We start from the raw sequence: 17,527 nt of genomic DNA, 5'->3' as shown, positions 1-17,527 counted from the left end.
CTCCCGAAGGATTGGAACACCCATGTCGCGCCTGATTTTCTGTTTGCTGTTGTTGCCGGCGCTGGCCTTAGCTCAGGGCGCCGGCTCGCTGTCGCTGAAAGACGCGGAAAGCCTCTGGCGCGAGCATAGTCGCGAGCTGGCCTTGGCCCGTGTCGCTCTGGCCGGTGCCGAAGCCGACGTCAGAACTGCCGGGCAGGCACCCAATCCGGCGCTGTCGCTCGACGTATCCTCGATCAGCCCTTGGTCGGGCTATGGCGCCGGAGGCTGGAAGGACAAGAAGGTCGACAACGTGTTGCGCGTCGAGCAATTGATCGAGCGCGGCGGCAAGCGCGATCTGCGCGTCAAGGGCGCCGAGGCGCGGCGCGAGGCGGCAAGTCTTGATCTCAGCGCCACCGGTCGTCTGCAACTGGCCATGTTGCGGCGCGCTTATTTCGACCTTCTGCTGGCTCAGGAAAAACTGAAACTGGCAGCTGAGACTGCCGATCTCTACGCACGTACGCTGGAAGTGGCGGAAAAGCGCCTGAAGGTCGGCGACGTGGCGCCGGTCGACGTGTCGCGCATGTCGATCGACAAGGCGCGGGCCGACAACGACCTACGCCTGGCCCGTGGCGATCTTGAGCAGGCAAGGCTGGCGCTGGCCTACCTGATCGGGCGCGAGAACGAAGCGCAGGCGCTGCAGGCCAACGAGAGCTGGCCGAATCCCAATCAGGATCCGTTGGCCGAGAACGTATCGCTGGATAAGCGTCCGGACCTGGCAGCGGCGAAGCTGCGCATGAACGCTGCCGAGGCCGACCGCGATCTGGCGCGCGCACTGCGCACCCGCGACGTGACCATTGGTGCCCAGTACGAACACACCAACCAGAGTACGCCGGTCAACAGCTACGGTGTTGGCATCAGCGTGCCGATCTTCCTGTGGCACAGCCATGAGGGGGAAATCCAGCGGGCTGAGGCCGACTACGACGCGGCACGCCTGACTTACGAACAACAGCGGGCGCTGGCGACCGGCCAGGTCGGCCAGGCGCGCAGCACGCTGCTCGCTGCAAGGGATCGTCTGTTGCGCATGCAAAGTGGCCTGCTTGGCGACGCCGAGCGCGTCGCCAAGGCTGCCGAGTTGGCTTATGGCAAGGGCGCCATGGGCTTGATGGATCTGCTCGATGCCCGCCGTACCCTGCGCCAAGTACAAATCGAAGCGGCGACAGCGCGCGCCGACTACGCCAAGGCACTGTCCGACTGGCAGTTGCAGGCCGAATACGAGAGAGAAAAATGAGAGACAAGTTGCTGTTGTGTGCGGTCGCCATCGTGCTGGCCGCGTGTTCGGCCAAGGAGGAGGCACCGAAGCAGGCCTTGGTGGTGGCCGATGGCGAGTTCGTTCGCATCACCGAGCCGGAAAAGGCGGATTTTCTCAAGCTTGCTGCGGTGCACCCCGATCAGGGCAGTATTTTGCGTTTGCCGGGCCGGCTGGTCTGGAATGAGGAAAAGACCGTGCGCGTCTTTCCGCAGGTCGGCGGGCGGGTGCAGAAGATTGCCGTTGATGTCGGGCAGCCGGTCAAGGCTGGCCAGGCGCTGGCGGTGCTCGGTTCAGCCGACTACGGTCAGGCCCAGGCCGATGCGCGCAAGGCGCAGGCCGATCTGCACGTCGCCGAGCAGGCGCTGGCCCGTAGCCGCGAGTTGCGCGAGGCCGGCATCGTCGCCGACAAGGATTTCCAGGTCGCCGAAGCCGATGCCCAGCACGCCCGCGCCGAATCTGCCCGTGCCAGCCGCCGGCTGGCCGGTCTGGGTGGCGATGGCGATGGCGGCTATGCGCTGACCAGCCCGCTGGCCGGCATCGTCGTCGAGCGCAACATCAATCCGGGGCTGGAGTTCCGTCCCGAGCAGGATGCCGCGCCGCTCTTCGTCGTTACCGACCCATCCAGCCTGTGGCTGCAGCTCGATGCCAGCGAATCCGATCTGGCCAGCTTGAAGCGTGGCCTGGAGGTCGATATCGAGGTCAAGCAGTATCCCGGCGAACGCTTCAAGGGCGTGATCCGCCATGTGGCCGATTTCGTCGATCCGCAAAGCCGGACGATCAAGGTGCGCTGCGAGGTGCCGAACAAGGAACGTCGCCTGAAGGCCGAAATGTTTGCGCAGGCGCTGGTCGAGTTGCCGCCCAGTGGCCAGTTGCGCGTCCCGGCTGCCGCCGTCATGTTGCAAGGCGATCAGCGTTATGTGCTGGTCGAGGCCGAGGCCGGGCGTTATCGTCGCCAGCGCATCGAAGCTGGCAGCGAGCGCGATGGTGCAATCGAGGTACGGGCTGGCCTGAAAGATGGCGACAAGGTGGTGGTCGAGGGCAACCTGAATCTCGCCAAGTATTTCCGGGCGACGGCAGGCGACGCCAAATGATCAAGCGCATCGTCAATTTTGCGCTCAACCAGCCGCTCTATATCCTGCTCGGCCTGGCACTGTTCATCGGTATCGGCCTGTCGGCCTTCCGCACGCTGCCGATTGAGGCCTTCCCCGATGTCACTGATACCCAGGTGACGGTGATTTCGCTCTATCCGGGCCGGGCGCCGGAAGAGGTCGAGAAGCAGGTGACGGTGCCGCTGGAAATCGCGCTGGCCGGCGTGCCCAACTCGATCCGCATGTTCTCGCACACGCAGTTCGGGCTCTCCTTCATCGTCATCACCTTCGACGAAAAGCCCAGCCTGTTCATGGCGCGCCAGTTGGTCGAGGAGCGTCTGCGCGGCCTCGATCTTCCGGAAGGCGTCGAACCCGAACTCGCTCCGCCGGCCACGGCAACCGGCGAAATCTTCCGCTACCGCCTGGAGGCACCGGGCCTGAAGCCGGCCGAACTGCGCGCGGTGCAGGACTGGAACGTCATGCGCCAGTTGAAGCAGGTGCCGGGTATTGCCGACGTCGTCTCGCTCGGTGGGCCGATCCGCCAGTACGAGGTGCGGCCCGACCTGGCCAAGCTGCGCGACTACAAGATCACGCTCGGCCAGCTGTTCGGCGCCCTGCAACGGGCCAACGCCAATGCCGGTGGCGGCTCGGTGGCGCAGGGAAGGCAGCAGTACCTGATCCGCTCCATCGGCCGCCTCCGCTCTTCGGCTGAAATCGGGCAGGTTGTAGTCGCCGAGCACAAAGGCTCGCCGCTGCTCGTGCGCGATGTCGCCGAAGTGGTCGAATCCCGTGTGCCGCCGCAGGGCATCGTCGGTTACAGCGATGCACAAGGCGACGAGGACGAGGTGGTGTCTGGCATCGTGCTGCTGCGTAAGGACGAGAATCCGTCCATGGTGCTGGAAGCGCTGAAGGCCAAAGTCGATGCGCTCAATGCCGGCGGCCTGCCGGAAGGCGTCAAGCTCATTCCTTACTACGATCGCTCCTGGCTGATCGGCAAGACGCTGAAGACGGTATTCACCAATCTGCTCGAAGGCGCGGCGCTGGTCACGCTGGTGCTCTATCTCTTCCTGGCCGACCTGCGGGCGGCGGCCATCGTTGCCGCCATCATTCCGCTGGCTCTGCTCGGCACCTTCATCGGCCTGACCCTGGCCGGCATCCCCGCCAACCTGCTGTCCTTGGGAGCGATGGACTTCGGCATCATTGTCGATGGGGCGGTCATCGTCATCGAGAACATCTTCCGGAGATTGGGCGAGGCGCATAAGGGTGACGATCATCGGCCCCGCGAGCGGACTATTCGCGAGGCGGTGATCGAGGTCGGGCGGCCGACCGTCTTCTCGATGATCATCATCATCGTCGCCCACCTGCCGATCTTTACCATGCAGCGGCACGAGGGCAAGATTTTTGCGCCGATGGCCTACTCGGTGGTGGCGGCGCTGATCACTTCGCTGATCCTGTCGCTGACGCTGGTGCCCTTTCTGTCCAAGATCGCCTTCAGGAAGCATGTGCCGCACGAGGAAACGAAGCTGATGCACTGGCTGATGGATTTCTATGATCCATTGCTCAAGTGGGTGCTGGCCAACAGCCGGAAGGTGCTGCTGGCCGCCCTGGCAGCGCTGGCGCTGACCGTCGCCGTGGCACCGCGGCTGGGCACGGAATTCCTGCCTGAGCTGAACGAGGGATCGATCTGGGTGAACATCACCTTGCCGACCTCCGTGTCGGTCGACGAGGCGCGCAGCGAATTGCGCAAGCTGCGGCGCACGCTGGCCGATTTCCCCGAGGTCAAGGCGGTGGTTTCCAAGGCCGGCCGTCCGGAGGATGGAACCGATCCCAAGAACATCAACATGACCGAGATGCTGCTCGACCTGAAGCCGGAATCGCAGTGGCGCCCGGGCATGACCAAGGAACAGCTGGTCCGCGATATGGAGGACAAGCTGAACGACATGCCGGGCGTCGAGCCAACCTTCAGCCAGCCGGTGCGCGACCAGATTCTCGAATCGATTTCGCAGATCGATGGCCAGATCGTCATCAAGCTCTTCGGGGACGACCTCGAAACCCTGCGCCACAATGGCCGCGAAGTGCTCGACCGGATCGGCCAGGTGCCCGGCGTGGTGCGTGCCTTCATTGACCGCGATGGTGAGTTGCCGCAATACCGCCTGGAAATTGACCGAGCCGCCGCTGCGCGCTACGGCCTGAACGTGGCCGATATCCAGGATGTGATCGAAACGGCGCTGGCCGGCAAGGTGGCAACGGAACTCTGGGATGGCGAACGTCACTTCAGCGTGGTGGTGCGTCTCGACGAGTCGTCACGCCAACTCGATCGGCTCAAGGATATCCTGATTCCCACGCCAGGCGGCGCCCAGGTGCCCTTGGCCAACCTGGTCGACTTCAAGGTCGCCAGCGGCGCCATGAACATCGCCCGCGAATCCGGCCGGCGGGTGATCGCCATCGGCGTCTTCATCCGTGACCGCGACATGGGCAGCATCGTCGCCGACATGCAGAAGGCGACCAGGGATCTGAAGCTGCCGCAGGGCTATTCGATCACCTGGTCGGGCGAATTCGAGAACCAGGAGCGCGCCATGCAGCGCCTGATGCTGGTCGTGCCGCTGTCCATCCTGATGATCTTCGTGTTGCTGTTCGATGCGTTCAAGTCTTTCAAGGACGCGCTGATCATCATCAGCAACATTCCATTCGCCTTGATTGGCGGGGTCTTCGCCTTGTTGCTGACCGGTATTCCGCTGTCAGTCTCAGCGGCCATCGGCTTCATCGCGCTGTTCGGGCAGGCAGTGCTGAACGGCGTGGTCATGGTCAGCTACATCAACCAGCTCCGGCGCGAAGGGGCGGACATCTATCAGGCGGTCTATCAGGGGGCACTGTCGCGTCTGCGCACGGTGCTGATGACGGCCTGGCTGGCCATGCTTGGCCTGCTGCCGATGGCGTTGTCGCACGGCATCGGCTCGGAGACCCAACGGCCGTTGGCGCTGGTCGTCATCGGCGGCCTGATTTCGGCCACGGTGCTGACCTTGTACGTATTGCCGGCGCTCTACTACTTCGTCGCCACCCATCCGCGCCTGGCCAAGGCCTTGCACTGATGCTGGCGCGCCGTTCCTGGCTGCTGTTTGGTCTGGCGCTGTCTGCCGCGCCCTTGTGGGCAGCGGACGGCCGGGCCACTTGGGTGCTGGAAAACGATGTCGATGTTGATTACCGCAATGGCGTCTACCTTGCGAACCTGAGCTTCAAGGTGCCGGTCAGAACAGCAACGGTGCTCGATGTGCTGACTGATTTCGAGCACATGGCCCTGTTCGTGCCTAATCTGACGCAAAGCCATATCGTCGAGCGCGTGGGGAAAAGCTATCGGGTCGTTCAGGATGGCAAGGCGAGGTTCGGGCCGTTCAACGTAGACTTTCACTCGTTGCGCAAGATCGACGTGCTATCCGACGGTCGCCTGGTTTCCGACTCGTTACCGGGATCGAGCAGCCGCAGCCATAGCGAAATGAAGGTGCAGGCCCTGGCCGATGGCTGGACCAAGCTCGATTACCAATTGGAGCTGGAGCCGTCGGCCTGGATACCCTCGTCGCTTGGCGTCGGCTTCCTGCGCCATGAACTGATCGAACAGTTCGAGGCCATGGCCCGCGAGATGCTGCGTCGCCAGCAAGGGGCGAAGCGCTAAAAAAAAAGACCCGCCGAAGTAGGCGGGCCAAGCGTCTCTAGGAGGAGTTGCTGTGGGCATATTGTCGCGTCGAGCCCTGACCGCAACCTGACCAAATGGCAAAAATTACAAGCAGAGCACGCAGAACCAGACGGCTGCGGCGTTGAGCAGGGACAGCAGAACGGCTGCGCTACCCATGTCCTTGGCCCGTTTCGCCAATTCGCTCTTCTCCGGCGAGGCCTTGTCGACCACCGCTTCGACTGCCGAATTTAGGATTTCGACGATCAGGATCAGCAGAATGCTGCCGACCATCAGCGCCCGGTCGACCCCGGTCTTGCCCAAGTAAATGGCTAAGGGAATGGCGATGGTGGCAAGCAGCACTTCCTCGCGGAAGGCCGCTTCGTTCTTCCAGGCAGCGCTGAGGCCATCGCGCGAATAGCCGAGCGCGTTGATCAATCGGGTCAGCCCCTGTTTGCCTTTGAATTCTTCGAAGCCGCTCATCATTCAATCTTGGTGTGGGTTATTGGTTTTTGCCTATTTTGGCCGGTGCACCGCAGCAGCGGTCGGGTCAGCGCTTGGCCAGCATCGGTTTCAGGAAGCGGCCGGTGTGGCTGGCCTTGCACTTGGCGACATCCTCCGGCGTGCCGGCAACCAGGATGCGACCGCCGCCGCCACCGCCCTCGGGGCCGAGGTCGACGATCCAGTCGGCGGTCTTGATCACGTCGAGGTTGTGCTCGATGACGACGATGGTGTTGCCGTTGTTGGCCAGTCGTTGCAGCACGCTGAGCAGCATTTCGATGTCCTGGAAATGCAGGCCGGTGGTCGGCTCGTCGAGGATGTAGAGGGTGCGGCCGGTGTCGCGCTTGGACAGTTCGAGCGCCAGCTTGACGCGTTGGGCTTCGCCGCCGGAGAGCGTTGTCGCGCTCTGGCCGAGCGTGATGTAGCTGAGGCCGACATCGACCAGCGTTTGCAGCTTGCGGGCAACCACCGGTACGGCATCGAAAAATTCGCGTGCCTGCTCGACAGTCATGCCGAGGATGTCGTGGATGTTCTTGCCCTTGTACTGGATTTCCAGCGTCTCGCGGTTGTAGCGCTTGCCGTGGCAGACGTCGCAGGGCACGTAGATGTCGGGCAGGAAGTGCATCTCGACCTTGATCATGCCATCGCCCTGGCAGGCTTCGCAGCGCCCGCCCTTGACGTTGAAGCTGAAACGGCCGGGACCGTAACCACGAGCGCGCGATTCCGGCACCTGTGAGAACAACTCGCGGATCGGCGTCAGCAGCCCAGTGTAGGTGGCCGGGTTGGAGCGCGGCGTGCGGCCGATCGGGGCCTGGTCGACGTTGATCACCTTGTCGAACAGGTCGAGGCCGACGATTTCCTTGTGCGGGGCCGGCTCGGTGGTCGAGCCGTAGAGGTGCTTGGCGGCCGCGGCGTAGAGGGTGTCGTTGATCAGCGTCGATTTGCCGGAGCCGGAAACGCCGGTGACGCAGGTGAGCAGGCCACCGGGAATCTCCAGCGTGACGTCGCGCAGATTGTTGCCGTAGGCGCCGACCACTTTCAGCTGCTTGTCCGGGTTGGCCGGGCGGCGTTTTTCCGGCATGGCGATCTTGCGCCGGCCGGCCAAGTAGTCGCCGGTCATCGACGCCGGGTTGGCCGCCACTTCGGCCGGCGTGCCGTGGGCGACGATGGCGCCGCCATGGACCCCCGCGCCGGGGCCGATGTCGACCACGTAGTCGGCCAGGCGGATGGCGTCTTCGTCATGCTCGACGACGAGCACGGTGTTGCCCATGTCACGCAGGTTGCGCAGGGTTTCGAGCAGGCGGTCGTTGTCGCGCTGGTGCAGGCCGATGGATGGCTCGTCGAGCACATACATGACGCCGGTCAGGCCGGAGCCGATCTGCGAGGCCAGGCGGATGCGCTGCGCTTCACCGCCGGAAAGCGTCTCGGCCGAGCGTTCCAGGCACAGGTAATCGAGGCCGACGTTAATTAGGAAGGAGAGGCGGGCGGTAATTTCCTTGAGAATCTTCTCCGCCACCTGCGCCTTGGCGCCGGTCAGTTGCAGGCAATTGAAGTAATTGCGCGCTTCGCCGAGCGGCAGGCGGTTGATTTCGTGCAAGGTCTTGTCGCCGACGCGCACGTGGCGCGCCTCGGTGCGCAGGCGCGAGCCGGAGCAGGTCGGGCAGGTTGAGCTGCTGATGTACTTCGACAACTCCTCGCGCACGGCCTGCGAATCGCTGCCGCGGTAGCGCCGTTCGAGGTTGGGAATGATCCCCTCAAAGCTATGGCTGCGGTCGAAGCGCGTGCCCTTCTCGTTCTGGTACTTGAAACTGATCGAGTCGCGTCCGGAACCGAACAGGATGACGTTGCGCACTTCTTCCGAGAGTTGCTCGAAGGGCGTATCGACATCGAACTCGTAGTGGGCGGCGAGCGATTCGAGAATCTGGAAGTAGAACTGATTCTTCTTGTCCCAGCCGCGAATGGCGCCAGCGGCCAGCGACAGGTGTGGCGCGGTGACGACGCGCTTGGGGTCGAAGAACTGGATGACGCCCAGGCCGTCGCACTTCGGGCAGGCACCCATCGGGTTGTTGAAGGAGAAGAGGCGCGGCTCCAGTTCCTGCAAGGCGTAGGAGCAGACCGGGCAGGCGAACTTGGCCGAGAACATGTGTTCGACGTTGCTATCCATCTCCAGCGCAATGGCCCGACCGTCGGCGTGGCGCAGCGCGGTTTCGAAGGATTCGGCCAGGCGCTGGCGCATGTCCTCGCGCACCTTCAGGCGGTCGACCACGACGTCGACCGTGTGCTTGTGTGTCTTGGCCAGCTTGGGCACGGCGTCGATTTCATAGACGGTGCCATCGACCCGCACGCGGGCGAAGCCCTGGGCGCGCAGTTCGGTGAACAATTCGACCTGCTCGCCCTTGCGGTTGGCCACTACCGGGGCGAGGATCATCAACTTGGTGTCCTCGGGCAGGGCCAGCACGTGATCGACCATCTGCGACACGGTCTGCGCTTCGAGCGGCTGGTTGTGCTCCGGGCAGTAGGGCGTGCCGGCGCGGGCGTAGAGCAGGCGCAGGTAGTCGTGGATTTCGGTGACGGTGCCGACGGTCGAGCGCGGGTTGTGCGAGGTGGCTTTCTGCTCGATGGAAATGGCCGGGCTCAAGCCCTCGATCAGGTCGACGTCGGGCTTTTCCATCAATTGCAAAAACTGCCGGGCGTAGGCCGACAACGACTCGACGTAACGGCGCTGGCCCTCGGCGTACAAGGTGTCGAAGGCGAGTGAGGACTTACCCGAGCCGGAGAGGCCGGTAATCACAATGAGCTGGTCGCGCGGCAGGTCGAGGTTGATGTTCTTGAGGTTATGCGTGCGCGCGCCGCGGATGCGGATGCTTTCCATCGCTGTTCTGCAAGGGTTGGGATGAAGTTTGAACTATACGCAAAAGCATCGTTCCATGCACGGAAAACTGTATGGTTATACAGTTGTTTTGCCGCTCGCTCGGCGCCCGCTACCGCTCATGCCAGCGGGTTTGCCGAATGGGTATTTGCCGTCGATACTTGTCATGACGCCTTGCCGGCGTCGCTTTCTTTTTGACCCTTCCCTGCCGCCGCCATGTCCGAAACCGCCAGCCACGTCTTTGCCGCCGCCCTGCCGGCCGCCCTCAACCAGCGCTACGAAATCCGCGGCGAACTGACCCAGACGCCGAGCAGCCGCTCCTTCCTCTGCCTGGACAACTTCACCCAGCACGAAGTGGCGCTCAAGATTGCGCTACCCGGTGTCTTCGACGGCGATGCGGCAGCACGCAAGGCCTGGCTGAACGAGATCCGCATCGTCGGCAACCTGCACCACCCCTACATTGCGGCCATCCATGATGCCGGCTTTGCCGACGGCCAGCCCTATGTTGCCGGCGAACATTTTGCCGCCGGTTCGCTGGCCAGTTGCACGCGCCCGGGGCGCCTGAAAACGGTCGGCGAAGTGCTCGAAATCATCCACAAATGCGCCAGCGCGCTCGATTACGCCCGCCAGGCCGGCGTCATCCATCGCCGTCTGCGCCCGGAAAACATCTTCTACGTCGGCCACGGCGAAGCCAAGGTCGGCAATTTCGGCGCCGTCTATTGGGAAGGCAAGGCGGCCCAGCCCAACCCGCTCGACGCCCTGCGCTACCGCGCGCCGGAAGCGCCGAACGGCCAGGGCAGCCTGGCGGCCGACATCTACGCCCTCGGCGTCGTCCTGCACCAGTTATTGACCGGCGCCTGCCCCTTCGAAGCCGACGATCTCGACCTCCTGCGCCAGCGCATCGCCAAGGGCGAACGCAAGCCGCTGGCCCACTGGCGCAACGACCTGCCGGAAGGGCTCGATACCGTGCTCGACGGCATGCTGGCCGTCGATCCGGCCGCCCGCTTCGCCAACTGGGCCGCCGTGCTCGCCGCCGTCTCCGAACTGGCCGGCCGCCTCGGTCCCGCCGCCGACAATCCGGAGCAACCGACCCAGGCCGAACTCTACGAGCGCCTGCGCGCCCTGCCGCTGCTCCAACCGCTCGACGACGCCCAGCTTTGGGAACTGCTGCGCCTGTCGCGCTGGCGCAACGTGCCGGCCGGCACCACCTTCATGCGCGAAGGCGGCGAAGCGCTCTCCTGCTACCTGCTGCTCAACGGCGAAGCCAAGGTCCTGCGCGAGCACAAGCTGATCGCCATGTTCGACCCCGGCACCCTGTTCGGTGAAATGGCCTTCGCCGAAGAACCGCCCGAACTGCGCGCCGCCACGGTCGTATCCACCACGCCGGCCACCATCGGCAAGTGGGCCTACGCCAAGCTGCTCAAGGCCTCGCCCGGCCTGCAGTCGAAAATGCTCGAAATCTTCTGGCGCCTCGCCGTCACGCGCCTGAAGAAATCCGACGAACGCTACCTGCGCCTGTACAACCAGACCAACGCCACGCCGGCCTGATTGCTCACTGCTGCGGTGCACTGGGCAAAAAGGCGGTTTTTGACTTGCTGGCGAAAAATGCCGACGTCACAATGGCGTCTTTATTTGGCGTGACGATGGCATTTTATGGGCCGGAAAAAACAATCCTTCTTCGAAGACTGTATGGAGCTCTCGGCGATGTTGCCGTGGCAAGCCGGGGTTGCGGTAGCCGTGGTGCTCTATCTGGTCCTGCATCATTTCGCGACGCGCCCGCCCTTGCCGATCAATCCGGTCGAGCTGAAGGCGATGGGCAAGACGATGGGTGATGTGGCGACGCATACCATGGTCGGGACATTCAGTATGTTCCTACAGTACGTGTTGCCATTCTTCGTCCTGCTCGGCGCGCTTTCTTCCTTTGTGCGGCGGCGTCGCCAACGTGCCTTGCATGCCGAGCTGGCGGCGACGCCACGGCTCGAAGCACTTGAGCGCCTGAGTTGGCGGGAGTTTGAAGAGCTGGTGGCGGAAACCTTTCGGCAGCAGGGCTATCGCGTCATCGAGCGCGGCGGTGACGGACCGGACGGCGGGGTCGATGTCGAGCTGGCGATGGGGCGAGACAAGTACCTCGTCCAATGCAAACAGTGGAAGGCGGCCAAAGTTGGCGTTGCGGTTGTGCGAGAGCTGTTCGGTGTCATGCATGCGGAAGGCGCGGTCGGGGGCTTTGTCGTGGCGGCCGGCGAATTCACCGAGGAAGCCAAACGTTTTGCTGAAGGGCGCTCGATTCGGCTGGTGCCGGCCGAGGCACTGCTGCGCTGGGTCAGTCCGGCGAAGGCTGGGCGCGCAACGCCTGCCGAAGCGGCGCCGACCGCGAGTACGCCAGCCTGCCCCAAGTGTGGCGCAAGCATGGTGTTGCGCCGGGCTAAGCAGGGGGCGAACGCCGGCAATGAGTTCTGGGGTTGTTCGAATTTTCCAAGCTGCCGGGGCATTCGCCAGATTTAGTTTGTGGCGAAGTAATTTGGCCGGCTGAGCTGACTGCTGCGGTGCACTGGCCAAAAAGGGCAAAAACCAGAGTCGGCTTGGGGAGGTGCGTGGCGGGCTGGCGGCGGTCTATTTTTGGGATAGCGCCGATTGAATCGTCATCCTCGCGAAAGCGGGGATCCAGTTCGTTGATTTTTCTGGATTCCCGCTTTCGCGGGAATGACGTCATTTGCTAGTTGCCGCCGTCTTCGCCCAGGCCGTATTTACGGATCTTGTCGTGCAGCGTGGTCTTGGCGACGACTAGGGCTTCGGCAGTGCGGCCGAGGCTGCCGTGGCGGCGCAGGGCGTCGGCGATCAGGGCGCGTTCGAAGGCTTCGACGGTTTCGGAGAGCGGCGTCGGGCCATCGGGCGTTGGCTGGCCGAAGGGTGGCGAGCCGCTTTCGATGCCGAGCACGCAGCGGTCGGCGACGTTGCGCAGTTCGCGGACATTACCCGGCCAGGCGTAGCCGACCAGTTGCTGGATGCGGCCGGCATTGACCTCGGGGACCGGCCGCTGGTGGCGGGCGGCGGCCTGCAGCAGGAAGTGTTCGAAGAGCAGCGGGATGTCCTCGCGGCGTTCGCGCAGGGGCGGCAGGGCCAGCGTGGCGACGCTGAGCCGGTAATAGAGATCGTTGCGGAAGCCGCCCTTGGCAGAGAGTTCGAGCAGGTCGATCTTGGTCGCGGCGATGACGCGGCAGTCGATGGGGATGGTCGTGTTCGAGCCGAGGCGTTCCAGCGTCCGCTCCTGTAGTACGCGCAGCAGCTTGATCTGCATGGCGAGCGGCATGCTCTCGATCTCGTCGAGGAAGAGGGTGCCACCGCTGGCGTATTCGATCTTGCCAACGCGGCGCTTGGCGGCGCCGGTGTAGGCGCCCGCTTCGTGGCCGAAGATTTCGCTGTCGAACAGCGTTTCCGGCAGGCCGCCGCAATTGATCGCGACGAAGTTGCCGTGCCGGCGGTTGCTGCATTCGTGCAGGCAGCGGGCGAGCAGTTCCTTGCCGGTGCCAGTTTCGCCGTGGATCAGCACGTCGGCGGCGCTGCCGGCCAGGCCGCTGACCAGGTCGCGCAGCTTCTGCATGCTCGGGGCGCGGCCGATCAGCTTGCTTTCCAGTTGGTCGCGCTGGTCGAGCTGGCGGCGCAGTTCGCGCACTTCGAGGACGAGGCGGCGCTTTTCCAGCGCGCGGCGGACGACTTCGACCAGGTATTCCGGCGGGAAGGGTTTCTGGATGAAGTCGTAGGCGCCGTCCTTCATCGCCTGCACCGCCATCGAAATGTCGCCGTGGCCGGTGATCAGCACCACCGGTAGTTCCGGATCGACAGCCAGGGTTTCGCGCAGGAAGCTCATGCCGTCCATCTTGGGCAGGCGGATGTCGCTGACGACGATGCCGGGGAAATCGCGGCCGAGCCGGCGGCGGGCCTGCTCGGCGCTGCCGACGCATTCGGCGGCGATGCCTTCGAGCTGCAAGGCCTGCTCGCAGCCGAGGGCAACATCCGGGTCGTCTTCGATGATCAGGACTTTCAAGGCGTCACTCATGATCTTTGGCCTCTTGGCAGAGCGGAATTTCCAGCGTGAACAGGGCGCCGCCTTCGGGATGGTTGGCGCCGGCGAGCGTGCCGCCGAAATCGCGCACGATGCCGGCCGAGATGGTCAGGCCGAGGCCCAGGCCGACGCCGGCTTCCTTGGTCGTGAAGAAAGGCTCGAACAGGTGGCTGAGCGCAGCGTCGTCCAGGCCCGGCCCGTGGTCGCGCACGGTCAGGCGGGCCACGGTACCGGCGCTTTCGCAGCCCAGTTCGATGATCGGGGCCGTCTGATCGTGCATGGCGTCGAGGGCGTTGCCGATCAGGTTGATCAGCACCTGTTCCAGCCGGTTGGCATCGCACAGCGCGAAGGGCTCGGGCAGTGGGCAATGGCGGCGGATTTCGGCATGGGCCTGGCTCAGGCGCGGGTCGAGCACGGCCAGCGCATTGTCGAGGGCCTGGCAAAGGGCGACCGGCTTCGGCTGGCCGGTCGATTTGCGGGCGAAAGCGCGCAACTGGCCGGTGATGTTGCCCATACGGTCGACCAACTGGGCCATGCGTTCGAGATTGGAGCGGGTAGTGGCGATGTCGCCCCGGTCGAGAAAGCGCACGCCGTTGCCGGAGAGGGTGCGCAAGGCGGCCAGCGGCTGGTTGAGTTCGTGGGCGATGCCGGTCGATAGCTGGCCGATCACCGCCAGCTTGCCGGCCTGCACCAGCTCGTCCTGGGCGGCGCGCAGCGTGCGTTCGGCACGGATGCGTTCGGCGATTTCGTCTTGCAGCAGGTGATTGGCGGCGGACAGGTCGGCGGTGCGCTCATCGACCTTGCGTTCGAGTTCGTCGTGCGCTTTTTGCAAGGCTTCGCGAGCGGCCAGGCGGTCCTTGAGATGGCGGCGGCGCTCGTCGAGCATCAGGCCGAGCATGAACAGGAGGGCGGCGCCGACCACGGCAACGGTGGCGCGGCTCTGTGCAATCTCATCGACCTGTTCGAGATGGGAGAGCACGGTCAGCGTCCACGGCGTGCCTGGCAGCGGACGCGATTGAGCCAGGAAGCGGCCGGCCACCGGATAAACCGAGACGATCTCGGGCAGCGTCTTGCTGATGCTGACCAGGCGGGCGCCATGGTCGAGCTCGCTGATTTCCTTGAGGCCGAGCGGCTTCAGGGCGCGGCGATTGTATTGCTGTGTCTGGTCGAAGGCGCGCCGGGTCGCCTCGTCGAGCGGGCGCAGCGTGGTGAATTTCCAGTCGGCGACCGAGCCGAGGATGACGACGCCGTTTTCGTCGCTCACCATGGCCGGCGCTTCGACCGTGCTCCAGGACTTTTCCAGTTGCTCCAGACTGACCTTGATGACGGCGACGCCCAGCGTCTTGCTGTCGTCGACCAGGGTGGAGGCCAGGTAATAGCCCGGTTCGCCGCGTGTCGTGCCGATGCCGAAGAAGCGGCCGTTACCACTGTCGATGGCGTCGCGGAAATAGGGGCGGAAGGAGAGGTCTTCGCCGAGGAAACTGTCGGCCCGCCGCCAGTTGCTGGTGGCGACGACATGGCCGGCAGTGTCGATGACGTAGATGGAGAGCGTGCCGGCGCGTTCGTTCAGTTGTTCGAGATAGGCATTGACCTGCGGCGTCAGCTTGTTGCCGGCCGGGTGCCTGAGCAGGTCGAGCACGTCGCGCTCCAGGCCGAGGGTGCCAGGCAGGAAGGCGTACTTGCCGATCTCGCGTTCCAGACTGGCCGTGTACAAATCCAGCCGGTGCAGGCCGGTCGCCTGCAACTCGGAGAGGCCCAGCCGCTGGGCGATGCGATGCGCCCCGAAGCCGCTCAAGCCCATCAGGGCGAGCAGTAGCAGGAAGATTGTCAGGTGGCGCAGGTGGCGGCGGGGCATGGGAGGCTTATGTTAGCAGGGCCGGGCTGGGGGCCGCTTAGTGGAGGATGTCCAGCAATTGCTTGCCGATCAGGACGGTGACGACGCCGAGGAAAGCCTTGCGGATGAAGCCGGCGCCATGTTTGAGCGCGAGGTGGGTGCCGAGTTGCCCGCCGGCCAAGTTGCAGACGGCCATGGTCAGGCCGACTGCCCACAGGATGGGCCCGTGGCTGGCGAAGAAGCCGATGGCCGAAATGTTGGTGGCGGTGTTGATGACCTTGGCGCTGGCCGAGGCGCGGATGAAATCCATGCCGAACAGGCGGACGAAACCGAAGATCAGGAAACTGCCGGTGCCCGGACCGAAGAAGCCGTCGTAGAAACCGATCAGCAGGCCGAACAGGGCGCCCCACCACGGGTCGCTGGGGCGCGGCTCGTGGGTTTCGACCTGGCCGAGGTCCTTGCGCAGGAAGGTGTAGATGGCGACGGTCAACATCATCACCACGACCAGTGGGCGCATGGCTTCGCGGGATATCCAGGCAACTACCGCTGCACCCAGCCAGGCGCCGAGCAAGGCGGCTGCGGTAGCCGGCAGCACCAAGCGCCAGGGAATCTGGACGGCGCGGGCATAGCGCCAGAGCGAGGCGCCGGTGCCGGCGATGCTCGACACCTTGTTGGTGCCGAACAGCGTCGGGATCGCGGTCTGCGGAAAGGTGGAAAGCAGCACCGGAATCTGGATGAGGCCGCCGCCGCCAACCACGGCGTCGACCATGCCGGCGAAGAAAGCGGCGGGGGCGAGGATGAACCAGTCGAGTGTCATGACATGCTCAAAAAAAGACCCGGCGCACCGGCGCCAGGTCATAAAAGGGTCCAGCGAGGGCTGCCAGACCTGGAGGAATCTATTGCTTACGCGGTCGCCGCAATTTCTTCGCCGGCAACCGGCAGAGCCTCGTCGCTTTCGGCCAGAACTTCGTCCACCGGGTCGATGGCGTTTTCCCACTTGGCGACGACGGCGGTGGCGATGGCATTGCCCAGCACGTTGGTGACGGTACGGCCCATGTCGAGGAAGTGGTCGATGCCGAGCACCAGCAGCAGGCCGGCTTCCGGCAGGTTGAACATGGGCAGGACGGCGGCGACGACGACCAGCGAGGCGCGCGGTACGCCGGCGATGCCCTTGCTGGAAACCATCAGCACCAGCAGCATGGCGATCTGCGTACCCAGGCTCAGCTCGATGCCGTAGGCCTGGGCCACGAAGAGAGCGGCGAAGGTGGTGTAGATCATCGAACCGTCGAGGTTGAAGGAATAGCCGAGCGGCAGCACGAAGCTGGTGACGCGGTTCCGGATGCCGAACTTTTCCAGTTGTTCCATCAGCTTGGGATAGACCGATTCGCTGCTGGCGGTCGAGAAACCGACCAGCATCGGGCTGCGCACCAGCTTGAGCAGGCGGAAGACATCCTTGCCGAGTACGAAGTAACCGGCCGTGATCAGGCACAGCCAGAGGGCTCCGAGGGCGATGTAGAAGCTGATCAGCAGTTTGCCGAACACGGTCAGCATGCCGAGGCCTTGCGTCGTGATGATGCCGGCGACGGCGCCGAAGACGCCCACTGGTGCGGCGCGCATGACGTAGTCAGTGACCTTGAGCATGACGTGCACGATTTCTTCCATCGTGCACACCAGGCTGCGTGCCGTCTGGTTGTGCAGGTGGCCGAGAGCCAGGCCGAAGAAGACGGCGAAGACCAGGATCTGCAGAATTTCATTGGCGGCCATGGCTTCGAAGATGTTCTTCGGGAAGACGTGGGTGATGAAGTCCTTCAGGTTCAGAGCACCGGTTTTCAGATTGACCGCGCTGCCGACTTCCGGCAGCGGCACGGCCAGCGAGGCACCCGGGGTCAGCAGGTTGGCGAAGATCAGGCCGAGCAGCAGCGAGCAGAAGGAGGCGCCGACGAACCAGGCGAGGGCCTTGGCACCGATGCGGCCGACCGTCTTCGAGTCGCCCATGCCGGCCAGCCCGGCGACCAGGGTGGCGAACACCAACGGGGCGATGATCATCTTGATCAGGCGCAGGAAGATGTCGGTCAGGATGCTGAAGTAGGAGGCGATCTCCTTGGCCTGGGCGGGACTGGCAGCCAGCGTGTTACACGCGTAGCCGACAATGACGCCGAGCACCATGGCGATCCCGATCATCGTCGTCAGACGGTTCATTTTCATGATGTTTTCCTTGTTGTG

The 17,527-nt window shown here is 64.2% G+C and carries 12 protein-coding genes; 6 read left to right on the top strand and 6 right to left on the bottom strand.

Going from position 1 to position 17,527, the window contains the following annotated elements:
* Positions 1 to 22: 22 nt before the first annotated feature.
* The 4 genes from WIF35_RS09445 to WIF35_RS09430 are packed head-to-tail and all read left to right on the top strand — an operon-like array spanning position 23 to position 6,043.
* Complete coding sequence (locus WIF35_RS09445; protein WP_412477976.1) at positions 23 to 1,267, top strand: TolC family protein; 1,245 nt, start codon at positions 23 to 25, stop codon at positions 1,265 to 1,267.
* Positions 1,264 to 2,379, top strand: a complete 1,116-nt coding sequence (locus tag WIF35_RS09440; RefSeq protein WP_412477975.1) for an efflux RND transporter periplasmic adaptor subunit — start codon at positions 1,264 to 1,266, stop codon at positions 2,377 to 2,379. Before WIF35_RS09445 ends, WIF35_RS09440 begins: the two co-directional genes overlap by 4 nt.
* Entirely contained in the window at positions 2,376 to 5,465 is a 3,090-nt protein-coding gene (locus tag WIF35_RS09435) for an efflux RND transporter permease subunit (RefSeq protein ID WP_412477974.1), read from the top strand. Before WIF35_RS09440 ends, WIF35_RS09435 begins: the two co-directional genes overlap by 4 nt.
* Positions 5,465 to 6,043, top strand: a complete 579-nt coding sequence (locus tag WIF35_RS09430) for an SRPBCC family protein (protein ID WP_412477973.1) — start codon at positions 5,465 to 5,467, stop codon at positions 6,041 to 6,043. The genes WIF35_RS09435 and WIF35_RS09430 overlap by 1 nt, the downstream gene beginning before the upstream one ends.
* Positions 6,044 to 6,148: 105 nt before the next feature.
* Here the strand turns inward: WIF35_RS09430 and WIF35_RS09425 are convergent, their stop codons facing one another.
* Complete coding sequence (locus WIF35_RS09425) at positions 6,149 to 6,523, bottom strand: diacylglycerol kinase (protein WP_412477972.1); 375 nt, start codon at positions 6,521 to 6,523, stop codon at positions 6,149 to 6,151.
* 67 nt (positions 6,524 to 6,590) lie between these two features.
* Positions 6,591 to 9,413, bottom strand: coding sequence for an excinuclease ABC subunit UvrA (gene uvrA / locus WIF35_RS09420; RefSeq protein ID WP_412477971.1), 2,823 nt, complete (start codon positions 9,411 to 9,413; stop codon positions 6,591 to 6,593).
* 213 nt (positions 9,414 to 9,626) lie between these two features.
* Here uvrA and WIF35_RS09415 point away from each other — a divergent pair, with 213 nt between their 5' ends.
* The gene (locus tag WIF35_RS09415) at positions 9,627 to 10,958 is read left to right on the top strand and encodes a protein kinase domain-containing protein (protein ID WP_412477970.1); all 1,332 of its coding nucleotides are present in this window, start codon (positions 9,627 to 9,629) and stop codon (positions 10,956 to 10,958) included.
* Positions 10,959 to 11,114: 156 nt separating this feature from the next.
* On the top strand, positions 11,115 to 11,912 hold the full coding sequence (locus tag WIF35_RS09410) for a restriction endonuclease (protein WP_412477969.1): 798 nt from the start codon (positions 11,115 to 11,117) through the stop codon (positions 11,910 to 11,912).
* A gap of 211 nt (positions 11,913 to 12,123) precedes the next feature.
* Here WIF35_RS09410 and WIF35_RS09405 read toward each other — a convergent pair whose 3' ends face one another.
* The 4 genes from WIF35_RS09405 to WIF35_RS09390 all read right to left on the bottom strand — a co-directional run bounded on the left by WIF35_RS09405 (position 12,124) and on the right by WIF35_RS09390 (position 17,509).
* A complete protein-coding gene (locus WIF35_RS09405) occupies positions 12,124 to 13,464 on the bottom strand; it encodes a sigma-54-dependent transcriptional regulator (protein WP_412477968.1) in 1,341 nt (446 codons plus the stop codon).
* A complete protein-coding gene (locus WIF35_RS09400) occupies positions 13,457 to 15,325 on the bottom strand; it encodes a sensor histidine kinase (RefSeq protein ID WP_412477967.1) in 1,869 nt (622 codons plus the stop codon). The genes WIF35_RS09405 and WIF35_RS09400 overlap by 8 nt, the downstream gene beginning before the upstream one ends.
* A gap of 37 nt (positions 15,326 to 15,362) precedes the next feature.
* On the bottom strand, positions 15,363 to 16,121 hold the full coding sequence (locus WIF35_RS09395) for a sulfite exporter TauE/SafE family protein (protein WP_412477966.1): 759 nt from the start codon (positions 16,119 to 16,121) through the stop codon (positions 15,363 to 15,365).
* A gap of 86 nt (positions 16,122 to 16,207) precedes the next feature.
* Positions 16,208 to 17,509 carry a dicarboxylate/amino acid:cation symporter gene (locus tag WIF35_RS09390; RefSeq protein WP_412477965.1) on the bottom strand — a complete coding sequence of 434 codons (1,302 nt, stop codon included), beginning with the start codon at positions 17,507 to 17,509 and terminating at the stop codon, positions 16,208 to 16,210.
* Positions 17,510 to 17,527: the final 18 nt, after the last annotated feature.

The sequence above is a fragment of the Azonexus sp. IMCC34839 genome (assembly GCF_047047955.1).
Lineage (GTDB): Bacteria > Pseudomonadota > Gammaproteobacteria > Burkholderiales > Rhodocyclaceae > Azonexus.
The sequence above is the reverse complement of the archived record's forward strand: the minus strand, read 5'-3'. Positions and strand labels throughout refer to the sequence as shown.